Here is a 14677-nt window from a genome sequence, read left to right as displayed (position 1 = left end):
TTTAAATGATCACGGAGGCCATATGAAGCAAGCCCCTCGCCCACATGATCTGCTTTGGGGATTTACCTCAGAACAGCTGCCTGCCACAGCACCGCAATGGGCCTTCACAGCAGTCGCGGCTGGGGGGCCGGTCGTTGTCCGGCGTGCCGAGGGCAAACCCGACGTTGTGGCCGTAGGCATACGAGGTCGTGGGCGCGAAGAACGCTTCGGTACCTGGATGGCTTTGGACCATGTCGTTCGTAGCCGGTCACCCGAACAACTGGTTGCGGCCATCAGCAGCCACCCGATTGATCCACCTGCCCTGACAGCCCTGGTATGGGCCAAACCCTGCCTGGATGCTACCGGTCTGGCCTGGGGGGTTACTGGCAGTGCGGGTTTCCAGCTTGCGACGGGTATCCGCACGTTACACGCTGAAAGCGATCTCGATCTGCTCATACGTGCACCCGCACCTCTTTCCCGGTCACAGGCATTAGCCCTGCTGAATAAGCTGGACAAGGCACCGTGCCGCCTGGACATTCAACTGGAAACCCCACAGGGAGGCGTTGCCTTGCGTGAGTGGGCGCAGTCAAGCAGCCGCGTCCTGCTCAAGCGAGCCAGCGGAGCCTGTCTGGTCACTGATCCTTGGCACTTGGCGGAGATCGCTGCGTGAGCAGTCTTTTTCTGTTCCCCGGCCAGGGCGCACAGCAGCCAGGCATGCTGCACACGCTGCCTGACGCCTTGGTTGTACGCGATACCTTGCGGGAGGCTGAAGCCATCCTCAATGTGTCGCTCGACATGCTGGATACCGATGAGGCCTTGCAATCGACACATGCCGTTCAGCTCTGCCTGTTGATTGCAGGCGTTGCCAGTGCACGTCTGTTGTTGGAACAGGCCCCTGCCCCGGACTATGTCGCCGGCCTCTCCATTGGCGCCTACCCAGCCGCCGTGACAGCAAACGCGCTCGACTATACCGATGCGTTAAGGCTGGTGGATCTGCGCGGCAAGCTGATGCAAGAGGCGTTTCCCAACGGGTATGGAATGCTGGCGATGCTGGGGCTACAACGTCATGAGGCTGAATACCTGATAGAGGCTACCTCGACTACCAATGCGCCTGTTTTCCTGGCCAACAGCAATGCCGAACAACAGTTCATCGCGTCCGGTTCGGACGTTGCGCTGGCAGCCCTGGCCGAAAAGGTTCGCTCAGGCGGTACCGGCGTTACACGCCGCTTGGCCGTCAGCGTACCCTCCCATTGCGCTTTATTGACCGAGCCGGCCAATCGGCTCGCCGCCGCCTTCCAGCCGATAACCTTGCGTCGTCCCCAGATACGCTACCTGAGTGGTAGCTCTGCCCGGCTCATCATGGACCCAGCGCGGCTTGCTGATGATTTGGCCTTTAATATGTCCCGCACCGTGGAATGGCATGCGACCTTGCAGAATGCTCAGGAGCGCGGCGTTCGCCTGACCGTTGAGTTGGCGCCCGGTACGGTGCTGACCACGCTTGCCAAACGCGTCATCAACCCCGGAACTGCGGTGGCGTTTCAAGGTACACGGACCGACACCATTACTGCGCTGCTGCGCGAGGAGGCCAATCGCGACCGATAGAGAGATCGCCTAGCGTTTCGAAGCACAAGAACAAGAACTTCGACCCAGAGGACAATAACAATGATTATCTACGGTGTGGCTCTACTCTCCATCTGTACGCTGACCGGCATCTTTATCGGTGAAGTGCTCGGCAAACTAATCGGTGTCCCTGCAAACGTGGGCGGTGTTGGCATCGCCATGCTGATGCTCATCTTTCTAAGTAGCTGGATCGGCAAGCACGGCAAGTTTCATCCCAAGACCGAACAAGGCGTAGAGTTCTGGAGCGCGATCTACATTCCCATCGTCGTGGCCATGGCGGCCCAGCAAAACGTGGCTGGTGCACTCAAGGGCGGCCCGGCGGCTATTCTTGCCGGCTTTCTAGCCATTGCCATCGCGTTTGCCCTGGTGCCAGTACTGAACAAAGTGGGCCGAAAAAAAACGGTAGCACCTGCCCTTGATCAGCTGGCCAGCGTACAACGGTGACTGACATGATTATTGAATCACTGACCAAGGTCACCCAGGCGTACGGCATGATCAGCGCCTTTGCCCTGATAGGCGTTACCATGTGGGTTTCTTATTGGCTCAGCGCCAAGCTGACCAAGGGCCGCCTGCACGGCTCCGCCATTGCAATCTTTTTTGGACTGCTATTGGCTTATATCGGTGGGGTCACGACGGGCGGCCAGAAGGGACTGGTAGATATTCCGCTGCTTTCCGGCCTGGGCATACTGGGCGGCGCCATGCTCAGGGATTTTGCCATTGCCGCCACCGCCTTCGGCGTTAACGTGGACGAGCTCAAGGAGGCGGGTCTTGCCGGCGTGCTGTCACTGTTTGTAGGGGTGGGGACGTCGTTCATTGCAGGGGTTGCCGTGGCGCTTGCCTTTGGCTATACCGACGCCGTAAGCCTGACCACAATTGGCGCCGGTGCCGTCACCTATATCGTTGGCCCTGTCACCGGAGCCGCGATTGGTGCCAGTTCGGAAGTCATGGCGCTTTCCATTGCGGCAGGCCTGGTCAAGGCCATCGTGGCCATGGTCGCGACCCCGTTTGTGGCGCGCTATATTGGCCTGGACAACCCACGCACGGCTGTCATCTTTGGTGGGCTTGTCGGAACGTCTAGCGGCGTGGCTGGGGGACTGGCTGCAACCGACCCGAAACTTGTGCCCTATGGCTGTCTGACGGCCGCATTTTATACAGCGATCGGTTGCCTGCTCGGACCTTCGCTACTCTTTCTCGTCACACGTGCAATCTTTGGCTGAGGTGATGCGGAGCCTTATGGCTCCGCATTCATCTTGCGTGAATACATCCTGCATTCGGCAAGAAACGCCAACAGGTTTGGGTCACGCTCTTTGCTACGCAAGAACACTACGCCGATCCGTTGCTGCAAGCGATACTGAGGAGCAAGTGGTACCAGACGAATGCGGTTTTCATACACCGCCTCGACCCGCCCCGGGAGTAGTGCATACCCTACGCCTGAACTGACCATGCTCATGAGCGAGAAGATATCGTTAACCTGCATGATGACGTCCGGCTCGAAACCAGCTTGATGAAACACCTGCCGTCCATCCCTGAAGGTGGCAAAACCTTCAGTCAACGTCACGAAGGGCACCCCATGCAGGTCACGCAGGTCCACCATATCCTGATGAGTGAACGGGGAGTCTGCAGGCGCGGCCAGATAGATGTCATCGCGAAAGAGCTCAACGCTCTCGCAATCGGGATCAGCCATTCCGTCATCCAGCGCGATGAGCATCGCATCCAGCTTCATGTTCCTGAGCTGGTAGGTCAGATCAGCATTGGAGCCCAGAATCAGGTCGATATTGAGTTCGCTACGTCGAAGCTTGAGCCCCATGATCAGCTGGGGCACGGTCTTGACTGTAAGCGAATACAACGCACCCAGGCGGAAACGGTCGGATGAGAAACCGGCTGCCAGACGCGTCAGCCGTATGGTCTCGGTTAGATCCTGCATGAGCTGTTGTGCCCGTGCTTCCAGAACGAAGGCCCCATCCAGTGGCGTGAGGTTGCGCCCTTTATGCTTGAACAGTGGGCAGCGCAGCGCACTCTCCAGCGAGTGGATAGCCCGGTGGACACTGACATTGCTCGTTCCGAGCTCGGCTGCGGCCCGCCCCAGGTTGCCGCTGCGCATGAATGCCAGAAAGATCTCCAGCTTCTTCAGAGTCAGTTCTTCATCGATCGCCATGAAACGCCTTATCGTTCATTGACAGGGATGGTCCCATTGTTTCACGTCGCAACCGGGCTATGCTGGTACTTGTTTCCTGCCAGGCTATTGCCCTGAATCCACTTCGACTTTTACGCATTGGGGTGCCATTGGATATAGCTCGCAATCAGGCATTACGGCATTTTCCTTATGCGGAGTGCCAGATGGGGCCCAGTCGTAGTTTACCGCCTCTGCCCGGTACACGCGGTTGGTCACATAGCGATCCGTTGGGGCCGACTTGCCAGTGTACGGGCTGATATATTCCCAGACGATCTCCCCCGCGGGCGTGATCTGGAAGAGACGGCCATTCTGACCTTCATTGATAAGAGTGTTGCCGTTAGGCAGGCGGCGGGCATTACTGATAAATGCACTGAAAAAGGTCCAGGGTGCGCGGCCAGACTGTACGGCGGTATATTGCCATACGATTTTGCGGGTCACGGGATCGATCTCGAGAATACGGGACGCTGAAAAAATGCCCTTGCGTGCAGGAGGAAAACCGGCACTGCCCTGATTATCGAACAGCAGGAGGTTGCCAGCACCCGGCAAACCTTCAGGAATGAGGTGGGTGTCGTGCTGGCCTACGATCTGGTCTACAGGTCGTGGCGCCGGACCGGCCAGCTTTACCTCAGGATAATCCGGCCCAAGCCGCCATACGACCTTGCCGGTCTTGCGCTCTACGATAAAGACCACATTGGCGTTGCGAGCGCTAACCATGATGTTGTCAGGCGCAAAGCGAGAATCGCCCTGCTGGTGCCAATGGTTGGCGCCAAGGGGTGCTGCCGTATTGAGATGCAGAAAATCCGGATCATCCGACTCACGAATCAGCGAGAGCTGCTCGGATGTAAATCCCAGCTCATCCAGGTGATCCGATACCCGCCATTGCCAGACCTGTTTTCCAGTTTGATCAATTTGTCGGATCAGATTATCAATCACTTGCGGCGCCGAAAAACCGGCCAACGGGGTCAGTTCACTGGTCAGCATCAAGGTATCGCCATTCGCCAGACGGCGTATGTCATGATGTTGATAGGCTGGGGCTTCACGGCTTCCCCACTGCCAGCGCACCTGTCCATCCCAGCTCACTTCCCCTACTACCTGGTTGTAGAGTCCATTCCCTGATGATGCCAGGGAAACCGGTTTGTCCAGGTTTCCCAACTGCACAAGTACGTGCCCTTTTTCTCCACCAGCCTGCTCCGGCGTCAGCGCAATCGACGGAAAGCCAGGATAACGCCACTGTTTTACCTCATTGCCATTCATGTCGATCAGGTGAGTACGCTGGTCGCTACCATCAAACAGCACAAAGCTGCCATACGCCTTTTGGGGATCATAAAACGTCGTGCCGATTGGCACCGAGCTGGACATGGCTGATGCAGAGCCGCAAGCCAGCAGGCCAGCTAGAAGCAGAAACGATATCTTCGAGCGTATAGTCATTGAACCCTCATCCCCTTAACGTTCGCCATTAAATGGCTCGCCTGTGGATGCATTAGAGAGCAACGCAAGGGTAAGTGCACTGCACGCGCAAGGATGATCGGGAGATAGGCACCTGTGTTGAAGAGGTGAGACCGACTACTGACTCAGCACACGACCAATCACATGGGATAGCCACGCCCGGGCTATGGTATCGTTCACCTTTGAAAGACAGCGCTGTGGAGCTGCAATGAAATTCGTACACCAGCGCGAGCACCTTAACGAAGGTGATATGGTCGTTATCGACTGCTCGCAGACCTGCAATATTCGCCTCATGAACGACGCCAACTTTCGCAGTTTCAAAAACGGCGGTCGGCATACCTATCACGGCGGCGCGTTTGACCGGTTCCCCGCCAAGATCAAGGTTCCAAGCACAGGCTTCTGGAACATTACGCTTGATGTCGTGACGCGGCGCCCAATCAGCGTAACCCGCAAGCCGACGTTTACCCACTCCATTAAGATCGTCCGGAAATCCCCTTCCGATTTTCGTTAGGCAATGACCCTCCGCCTGCTCTGTAGCAAGAGCAGGCGATTCGTGGGCTTTCGGGCCCGCCAGCAGGTGACTGACACTGGCTGACGTGCCCCGGGCTCAACGATCAAACAGACTTTGAAACCAGTCCCAGATACCAAAGGAAAAGTCCGGGAAAAAGTCGATATTCAGAGCTGACTTGAGAATGTAAAGGCAGAAAGTCAGCAGAATGGAGGCGACGGTGAACCAGATCAGCATCAACGAGCCTTTGACAAAGGCCTTGGCAAATAACGAAAGCTCTGATGTTCTTTTCTGCTCGTCTGCATGGCCTTTGCCAGCCACCATTACAAAGTAGTAACGACTACGAAAGAACTTGAACGTAGTCCGGACATCGACCGGGTGTTTGCTCCAGGGGCGAGTACCGAAGGCCAGCTTCAATGAGGCCAGTTGCTCGGCGGTAAAGGTGTCCCGCGTCTCGGCGGGTAGCCGCTCTTTAAGTCCCCGGATAAAGGCGTCTTGATGAATGGTCTTCTGGGTATTGACTGCGTCTTCTTTGCTGACGTAATCACTTAATCCCTGAACAAATGACTCAGGTTGTACGATTGTTTCCTGCATCGCCTTAATCCTTTTAAGTTGCGTATGCCTATCCCACGCTGCATTCCAGCGACTTCTTTAACTGCCAGATTTCTTCCTTACCATGCAGGTACTACTGCTGGGCTTTACGTCGAGCCTCCTCTTGTTCAGATATGACCCTTCTCCATGGGGATGATGAAGCGTCTTGTAACGGCACGCCTGCGTCAGCAGATGCAATACCTCGTTACGAAGATCTACTTCACGAAATAGCATCAATGTGCCATGTAGACAAATCAATGCTATTTAGTTCATGCCAGAAACTTTATTTAGCCCATGTGCAGGCAGTCACAGGCGCCATGTGCGGCACGTTTTGGAAGAAATGAGACGAGGTGCCTTTTTTCAAGGCGGTTCGCAGTCTAACCTTTCTCATGAGGTCATCAGGGCTAGCCCTTCCAAGGCTTCAGGAATTCCAGCAATAGCTCATTAACGCGCTCGGGTCTCTCCTCATGGGGTAAATGACCACACTGGTCGATGGCAACGGTCTTTAGGTCTGTGGCCAGCTCTGCCCATACGGACGGCATATCGAACAACTTGCCTACTGCTTCGAAATTAGCGCCCCAGAGTGACAATGTCGGACAGCTGATTTTCACGTCCGCATCTTCATTATCCTGCGCCAGGTCTTCAGCATTAGCACGGTAATCGGCCATGGCACCTCGGACCGCACCTGGCATTTGATAAGCCTGGACATAATGGTCAAAGGCTTCGCCCGTAATCGTCGTGGGGTCGTAGCACCAATCGGAAAAGAAATGTCGAAGCCATATGTCCTCCTTGCCTGAAATGAGACGTTCTGGAAGATCAGGCACCAGATGAAACATGAAGAACCAATAGTGCTTTGCAATGATTGCATTCATCTGGGTGGAAACCGTTCGTGTTGGCACATTGTCCATAACGACCAGACGTTCGAGCCGCTGTGGATGATCCTTGGCAAAGCGCGTAGCAACACGTGCACCGCGGTCATGGCCTACCAGAGCTATACGCTCTATCCCAAGACTATCCAACAGGGCACACAGGTCATTGGCCATGGTGCGCTTGTCATAGCCTGTCGACGGCTTTTCAGTCTCACCATAACCTCTTAGATCAGGCGCAATAACGCGATAGTGCTGCGCCAGCACCGGGATCTGTTGGCGCCAAGCGTAGGAAGTTTCAGGAAAGCCGTGCAACAGCACGACGGGCGCCCCGCTACCGGCATCCACATAATGCTGGAGAATGCCATTTGCACGCCTCTTGTGATGAGTGACTGCAACCTCTTGCATAGTGAACGCTCCAGCAGTGTTCAAAGGTATGACGTTAAGAACCGCTTTGCCCTGACATCGTTCCGATAGCATCGTCCACTAAATCAAAGGACGGCAGACAACCTCGGTCACCATGTTGCAAGGGTTGAAATGAGCAAACTAGACCATCGCCTGCGGCGTTACTTGTAAAGTGCCCGCCCTCACCCTAGAGCCTTCCCTCTTTGTTTTCTCCTTCAGCGGCACAAAACTCCATGCATCCAGGTGACTTATCAGTCAAAAGCAGGATACCCCTTCACCCTAAAAGGTGCATGAACGCTGGGTTGTAGCCGCATCGTCTGATCACTACTACTTTTGTAGTACAAATATAATTTTACTACAAAAAAGCATTGACGACCCTTTTAAGGTCATGCAATCTGACCCTGCTTTCGCTAGAAAGAGGCCAAAAAGGCCTTCTGGCTGCGCTCCGGGTAACCCTCGGGCCATCCTTTGTAGTAACTGCCCATAAAGCACTACATAGAGTTGTAACTGTACGGAAACGGTTAGATGACCCCAGCGGTTCGGTCAGCATCAGGTGAACGACCTGATCCAGGGTATTCGTCTTTAGCGGTATCCCTGCAGGGTGTATCACTAGAGATGTCTTGTCTGCTGTTTCGCTTCCTTCAGTCGCACTCGACGTTGAGCCCAGTGCTGCGCTTATACGCGGCACGCAGGTCACGGTAGGAAAAACTGTTCGAAAGTCATTTTCAGCCGAGAAGGATTGACCCCATGTCCGTTTATCAAAATGAAATCAATGCCATCGCAGCCTTGAGAGAAACAGCAGGCAAGAGTTGGAACGCTATCAACCCCGAATATGCCGCCCGGATGCGGATACAAAACCGCTTCAGGACCGGACTGGATATTGCGCGATATACCGCGGCCATCATGCGCAAAGACATGGCTGAGTACGATGCCGACTCCTCGGCATATACCCAGTCCCTGGGCTGCTGGCACGGCTTTATCGGCCAACAGAAGCTTATCTCCATCAAGAAGCATTTGAAGACCACCAACAAGCGCTACCTGTACCTGTCAGGCTGGATGATTGCGGCGTTGCGCTCGGAGTTCGGCCCACTACCGGACCAGTCCATGCACGAGAAGACGGCTGTTCCGGCTTTGATCGAGGAGCTGTATACCTTTTTGCGTCAGGCAGATGCACGCGAGCTGGGTGGCCTGTTCCGTGAGCTGGATGCTGCCCGTGCAGCCGATGAAAACGCCAAGGCTGCAGCAATCCAGCAACAGATCGACAGCTATGAAACCCATATCGTACCGATCATTGCCGATATCGATGCGGGCTTTGGTAATGCGGAAGCCACCTATTTGCTGGCCAAAAAGATGATCGAGGCCGGAGCCTGCTGTATCCAGCTGGAAAACCAGGTCTCGGATGAAAAGCAGTGCGGTCACCAGGATGGAAAGGTCACGGTACCCCACGAAGATTTTCTGGCCAAGATCAATGCGGTTCGCTACGCATTCCTCGAGTTGGGAGTAGATGACGGCGTTATCGTCGCTCGCACAGACTCCCTGGGCGCCGGGCTGACCAAGCAGATTGCCGTCAGTAAGCAACCGGGCGACCTGGGCGATCAATACAACAGTTTTCTCGATTGTGAAGAGATCAGCCCTGCCGAACTGAAGAACGGAGACGTCATTCTCAACCGTGATGGAAAGCTGCTGCGTCCCAAACGTCTGGCAAGCGGCCTGTTCCAGTTCCGTCAGGGCAGCGGGCAGGATCGCGTTGTACTGGACTGCATCACATCGCTGCAAAATGGGGCAGACCTGCTATGGATTGAAACGGAAAAGCCCCACGTTGGCCAGATCAAAAGCATGGTTGACCGCATCCGCGAGGTCGTTCCAAATGCCAAGCTGGTCTACAACAACAGTCCTTCCTTCAACTGGACGCTGAACTTCAGACAGCAGGTCTTTGACAGTCTGCAAGCTGAAGGCAAGGACGTATCGGCTTATGACCGTACCAAGTTGATGAGCGCAGAGTACGACGAGACCGAACTGGCCCGTATCGCCGATGAGAAAATTCGGACCTTCCAGCGGGACGGCTCCCGGGAGGCAGGGATATTCCATCACCTCATTACCTTGCCAACCTACCACACGGCGGCGCTGTCGACGGATAACCTGGCGAAGGGTTACTTCGCTGATGAAGGCATGCTGGCCTATGTAAAAGGCGTTCAACGCCAGGAGATTCGCCAGGGAATCGCCTGTGTGAAGCACCAGAACATGGCCGGCTCCGATATCGGGGACGATCACAAGGAATATTTCGCAGGCGAGGCAGCCCTCAAGGCGAGCGGCAAGGACAACACCATGAACCAGTTCCATTGACGAGTAACGTTATTCCGGCCCATCCGGGCCGGTTTTACCGTAAGTGACTTGTTTACCGTTTCCTTCCGAGTGCCACCGGAAGCTGTCTCACGAGGAGCCCTATCATGGATCTCAACAACCCAACCCTTGATGACTTGAAACAACTTTATGCCTCCTGCAAGGACAAAAATGATCACCACATCCTGTGGATTTGCTCATCCGGCAAGGTGCATATCGATCGGCTTCCGGCAAACGTCGACCCGGAAGCCTTCGAGAAGGAAAAACCGAACATGAAGGTTCGCTTCAAGACCTATCATCGTGGCAAAGGCTATGTTGGCAAGACCGCTGCGGCTGACGAGACGTTCATGTCACGTATGTACCGCACGCTTCTCGAACAATGGTCGAAGGCTCAAAGCAGCCCACGTGTTCAATACATAGAAAAATAATTCTAAGACTATTCGGGCAGCCCTTGCGGCTGCCCTTCTTACATACAAAAACCAGGGCATGCCCTGGTTTTTTATGCTGTGATCCGATCGCAAAAAAGCAACCTCCCACAAGGCCGCGTAGCGACTAACAATTCATCAAGGAGGCGGTGCCAATGCTTCAATGCCTTGCTTGGGCTTGAGGATAAATGGCTTTTCAATCATAAGAAACGTGATCGTCGAAATACCGCACACCAGCAACAGGATAAAAGGTAAAAACGCAAGGTAGCTGGTAACGCTTCCGCCGGTTACGGCAAAGCCATTGCACAGCGTAAAGACAACGTACAGAACGATGCCATGCAGCAAATAGATGCTGTAGCTGATCTCGCCCAAAGTCTTGAGGCCGCGCCGACTAAGCAGGCCAAACAGATCGTTTCCCAACGCCATGATCAGGAAAGCTATGCCCAACATGCTTACTTGCAACAACGAAAAATAGTCATCCAACCCCATGCTGATACCAATCAATACCACGGCAAGCACCGCCGCAGGTTTGCTCCTGAGCTTGGAAATCCAATGAGGACGGTGGTTTTTAACAAGCACCGGTAGGAAACCGGCCAGAAACAGAATGCCTAATGACGCATCAATAAAGTGAAAATAATGTGCAGGTATTACAGCAAGGGCGACAAGCAGAGAACCAGCCAGATACCAACCATAGCCTTGGCGATTCAAAAGAGCTGCCAATACCGGTAACAGTAAATAGAAAAACCACTCGTATTTTAGTGTCCATTGAACACCTGCCGTGATCAACCAGCTGTCTTCAAATCCATTAAAGGAGGATCCCTTGAATATTCCCCATCGTATTATTTCTTTCACCAGTTGAGGCAAACTGACCAAGTGGAATTGAGTCTGATAAAAACTGACAGCCGCTACGACTAGAACAGCAAAAACGTACAAAGGCATTATTCTTTTGACTCGAGAGCTAAAAACCCTTTTCCAGTCAATACTACTTTTGTTATAAATTTTTCCGAAAAACAGGAATCCGGTGATCATAAAGAAAATAGATACGGGAACCGCGCCCATATTGTTCATGATGGTATTATCAGACCTGCCCCACTCTCCCGTTGCCTTCCAGTTATAGGTAACAAAAAAGTGGGAACATACGACCGATGTCGCCAGCAAGCCCCTGAGTGCATCCAGCGGAGAAGATCGTGAAAGCGCTTGACTTGACAGGATAGTGGTCTTGCTGAAGACATGGTCAAGTACGAAGAGCGAAATTATATACAGCGATATAATTCCAAAGGTCATCGTCATTTGGTTGAGTTCTCTTTCAATAATTCCATTTATGATCGGTCAGATAAACGCCATGACAGCCACTACGGCTCATCTGACTTCAGTTTTAACCAGACGCGCACCATGAAAGCAGTGCGATAGAGCCCTTCATCGTAAAGAAACTCACCCTGCTTAAACAATGATAGCCATTTGACCAATACATCTTGTATGCCGCAAAGATGAAGCAGCCCGCTCCCTCACCCTATCCTCTTACTCTTTTTTTAAAAGCCAAACCAACGAGAACCAATCAGCTGCTGCGCCTTATATAGTGGCAATTTGATAACTCATTAAAATCGTTGCAACCCATATTGACATCACATAGTCCTAGATATTAAGCGCACATTATTTGTAGTTTACTTTATAAATTAACCACGTAGTACATGTCGAATAATTGATCTAATTCTCAAAAAAACTTCTACTCTTTTTTTGCCATGAACTAACTTAGCAGCCGTGAAAGTTCTCATCTCATCGGAGCATGTTTATTCATGGAAAGGGATTACAGAAGTGACATAGATGGTCTAAGAGCAATAGCTGTGCTGCTTGTATTACTTAACCACGTTGGGGTTTCTGGTTTTGGGGGTGGATTTATAGGGGTCGATGTCTTTTTTGTGATTTCAGGTTTTCTTATTACACAAAACATTGCCGCTCAGGCCGAAAGGAGCAGTTTCAGCTTTACCCGTTTTTATTTAAACCGCATCAAGCGTTTAATGCCTGCACTGACAGTAGTCATTTTCTGCACAAGCATTGTCGCTTTTTTTGTTTTATTACCAAACGATTTGATTGGCTTTAGCCGAAGTGCATTGTTTTCCTACTTCGGACTTTCGAATTTTTACTTCTGGAAAGATACGGATGGCTACTTTTCATCCAGCAGTCACGAGGTTCTCCTGCTGCATACCTGGTCACTGGCAGTTGAAGAGCAGTACTATTTTGTCTGGCCGTTGCTATTTCTGCTCGGCTATCGCCTGTTAGGTAAACAACTGTTCAACTGGGCGATCCTTGCCGTACTGGTCGTTGCCATTGTCATCTCCGAGCTAGGCGCGCTATACAAGCCATTGTCCGCCTACTATCTCTTGCCGACACGGGCCTTTGAGCTGCTGATTGGAAGCGCTTTGGCCATGCACTGGAGAACACTGGGTAGTCCCGGCAAACATTTGTCTACCCTTGCAGGTCTGGCAGGTCTTGCTCTGATCCTGATACCGGCGTTAGTACTGGACAAGGCAAGTCCTTTCCCAGGGCTGAATGCACTCTGGCCATGCCTGGGAGCAGCATTGCTTATCTGGTCCGGCGGTCATCATCGTACCGTAGTGTCTCAGTTGTTGTCGTTGCGGCCGCTGGTGTTCATTGGCCTGATTTCGTATTCCTTGTATCTATGGCACTGGCCGCTGATCGCTTTTCATAACTATGTTCATGGAAAGATTACGGCGACAGATCAGATCATGCTGGTCAGCGTTTCCCTTGCGCTGGCATACCTCAGCTGGCGCTTCGTGGAGCAGCCTTTCCGTACTCAGATCAAATTCAAGCCGCAAAACACATTCGCATTTCTTTATCTCTTGCCGGTCCTGATGACCACGTCATTTCTGGTGGTAGCTGCCAAGCTGGAAGGCTTTGCGTCCAGGTACGACAGTACGCTCCTGACAATGGATAAAAACGTCAAGGAAGTTTTCCCCAAGCTAAGGGCAGGCTGTTTCAACGGCGCGGACCTGTTGAATCCGTTATCTGCAGATCAGTGCAAACTCGGTGTTCAGGACAAGAAAGAAGTAGATGTTCTGCTGGTAGGTGATTCGCACGCCGGGGCAATTACCGGCATGATCGATGTCATGCTCAAGGAGGCCAACCTCCGCGGATACGATATAACCCGCTCCAATACTATCTACCTGCCAGGTGTGGCGGGTGTTCATGTGAACCCACGTCGCAATCACGTCGACAAGTCGATTGAGCTGACCTCCCCAGTCATCAGTAACCTGATTGAAAAGAGTCAGTTCAAGTATGTGATTCTGTCCGGGCGTTGGGCCATGTATCTGTATGGCTTGAACGAGCCGGGGATGACGGATTTCTACCGTATCCGCCCCGACGCGCCTAGTGACGACTTTATCGCCATGAACACGCTGCAGACCGGTCTTCAAAACGCAGTGGCCAAGATTGTGGCGTCTGGTGCTACGCCTGTCATTATTGAGGACGTTCCAGAAATGGGCGAAGACCTGCACCGCTGCGATATCAAGAAGCTGGCCTTCGAACTGGATGGCGACTGCTCTATTCCAGTCGTTGCGGTGAATGAGCGGCAAAAGGACTTCGACACGATTATCGATAACCTGAGCAAGGTACATCCAGGCATTGTTGTGATCGACCCGAAAAGGGTGATCTGTGATACCGAACGCTGCTACTCGTCGCTCGAGAATGTACCGCTCTATATGGATGGGGACCACTTGAACACGGTCGGCTCCTCACTCATTGGGCGCAAATACATCACGGCTTATGGCAATCCGTTCAAGGTGCCTCAAGGTCTGCTGCAGACATCCAACGCTGCGAGCAGTCAATCCAGTGTTATACGATAGAAAGAAGATGGCCCGCCCAAACGGCGGGCCACATCAGACACTATCCTTAAAGCTGATTACCTGTTTTTAGCACCGATACTGTCTTGGTCAGTAGCACTCTTAAATAGGCTGGTATTATTGACTTCCAATGGCCTAGAAGTAGTTATCAAGTCTCGCTTAGCGCCGCTACCCGGTTTTTAAATCACATAAGCTCAAAGCAAATAATGCGGGAAGGTGTAGGCATACGCAGCTCGCAGGGTCAAAGTTTCGCCTAGCCATGCGCAGCGTGTCGAACACACCAATAAAACGAAACGGGTATTGGACGCAATCAGCCAGAGCACGGCGTGCAACGACACGAATACCAGGCGCTCTTCCCTTACTGTTCGCCCTGAAATTCATCCAGCTGTATCTATAGTTACAAGGTGTTACCACCTAAGGTACAAACCATGGGGCCAGTCAGGGATGCCAGACCGGCTTTATTTCGC

13 protein-coding genes are annotated in these 14677 nt (G+C 52.9%); 8 read left to right on the top strand and 5 right to left on the bottom strand.

The annotated features are described in order from the left end of the window. Nucleotides 1-22: 22 nt before the first annotated feature. Genes JQR90_RS20155 through madM form a run of 4 tightly spaced genes read left to right on the top strand, consistent with a single transcriptional unit; the run spans nucleotide 23 to nucleotide 2816 of the window. Nucleotides 23-649, top strand: coding sequence for a malonate decarboxylase holo-ACP synthase (locus JQR90_RS20155; protein WP_434140926.1), 627 nt, complete (start codon nucleotides 23-25; stop codon nucleotides 647-649). Continuing rightward, complete coding sequence (mdcH, locus tag JQR90_RS20150) at nucleotides 646-1581, top strand: malonate decarboxylase subunit epsilon (protein WP_010798973.1); 936 nt, start codon at nucleotides 646-648, stop codon at nucleotides 1579-1581. Before JQR90_RS20155 ends, mdcH begins: the two co-directional genes overlap by 4 nt. Before the next feature lie 60 nt (nucleotides 1582-1641). Further along, a complete protein-coding gene (gene madL, locus JQR90_RS20145; RefSeq protein ID WP_010798972.1) occupies nucleotides 1642-2043 on the top strand; it encodes a malonate transporter subunit MadL in 402 nt (133 codons plus the stop codon). A gap of 8 nt (nucleotides 2044-2051) precedes the next feature. After that, nucleotides 2052-2816 (top strand): malonate transporter subunit MadM, encoded by a 765-nt coding sequence (gene madM, locus JQR90_RS20140; protein ID WP_026003682.1) that lies wholly within the window; start codon nucleotides 2052-2054, stop codon nucleotides 2814-2816. A 14-nt stretch (nucleotides 2817-2830) separates the two neighbouring features. Here the strand turns inward: madM and JQR90_RS20135 are convergent, their stop codons facing one another. Beyond that, nucleotides 2831-3754 (bottom strand): LysR family transcriptional regulator, encoded by a 924-nt coding sequence (locus tag JQR90_RS20135; RefSeq protein ID WP_010798970.1) that lies wholly within the window; start codon nucleotides 3752-3754, stop codon nucleotides 2831-2833. 84 nt (nucleotides 3755-3838) lie between these two features. Beyond that, nucleotides 3839-5200: an aryl-sulfate sulfotransferase gene (locus JQR90_RS20130; RefSeq protein WP_010798969.1), complete on the bottom strand. Its 1362-nt coding sequence runs from the start codon at nucleotides 5198-5200 to the stop codon at nucleotides 3839-3841. Between the two features lie 184 nt (nucleotides 5201-5384). Between JQR90_RS20130 and JQR90_RS20125 the strand changes: the two genes are divergently transcribed. After that, nucleotides 5385-5729 carry a DUF1883 domain-containing protein gene (locus tag JQR90_RS20125; protein ID WP_173869118.1) on the top strand — a complete coding sequence of 115 codons (345 nt, stop codon included), beginning with the start codon at nucleotides 5385-5387 and terminating at the stop codon, nucleotides 5727-5729. Between the two features lie 96 nt (nucleotides 5730-5825). Here JQR90_RS20125 and JQR90_RS20120 read toward each other — a convergent pair whose 3' ends face one another. Further along, nucleotides 5826-6320 carry a hypothetical protein gene (locus JQR90_RS20120; protein ID WP_010798967.1) on the bottom strand — a complete coding sequence of 165 codons (495 nt, stop codon included), beginning with the start codon at nucleotides 6318-6320 and terminating at the stop codon, nucleotides 5826-5828. Nucleotides 6321-6721: 401 nt separating this feature from the next. Next, nucleotides 6722-7591 (bottom strand): alpha/beta fold hydrolase, encoded by an 870-nt coding sequence (locus tag JQR90_RS20115; RefSeq protein WP_010798966.1) that lies wholly within the window; start codon nucleotides 7589-7591, stop codon nucleotides 6722-6724. 744 nt (nucleotides 7592-8335) lie between these two features. Here JQR90_RS20115 and JQR90_RS20110 point away from each other — a divergent pair. After that, nucleotides 8336-9931: an isocitrate lyase gene (locus JQR90_RS20110; RefSeq protein WP_010798965.1), complete on the top strand. Its 1596-nt coding sequence runs from the start codon at nucleotides 8336-8338 to the stop codon at nucleotides 9929-9931. A 104-nt stretch (nucleotides 9932-10035) separates the two neighbouring features. Next, a complete protein-coding gene (locus JQR90_RS20105; RefSeq protein ID WP_434140922.1) occupies nucleotides 10036-10356 on the top strand; it encodes a hypothetical protein in 321 nt (106 codons plus the stop codon). Nucleotides 10357-10491: 135 nt separating this feature from the next. On the opposite strand, the gene JQR90_RS20100 is transcribed toward JQR90_RS20105, so the two are convergent. Further along, nucleotides 10492-11643 carry an acyltransferase family protein gene (locus JQR90_RS20100; protein ID WP_434140920.1) on the bottom strand — a complete coding sequence of 384 codons (1152 nt, stop codon included), beginning with the start codon at nucleotides 11641-11643 and terminating at the stop codon, nucleotides 10492-10494. Nucleotides 11644-12146: 503 nt separating this feature from the next. Between JQR90_RS20100 and JQR90_RS20095 the strand changes: the two genes are divergently transcribed. After that, the gene (locus JQR90_RS20095; RefSeq protein WP_434140918.1) at nucleotides 12147-14213 is read left to right on the top strand and encodes an acyltransferase family protein; all 2067 of its coding nucleotides are present in this window, start codon (nucleotides 12147-12149) and stop codon (nucleotides 14211-14213) included. The last annotated feature ends 464 nt before the right edge of the window (nucleotides 14214-14677 follow it).

Source organism: Pseudomonas sp. JZ114 (assembly GCF_051027705.1).
GTDB classification, from domain to species: Bacteria; Pseudomonadota; Gammaproteobacteria; order Pseudomonadales; family Pseudomonadaceae; genus Chryseomonas; species Chryseomonas luteola.
The sequence above is the reverse complement of the archived record's forward strand: the minus strand, read 5'-3'. Positions and strand labels throughout refer to the sequence as shown.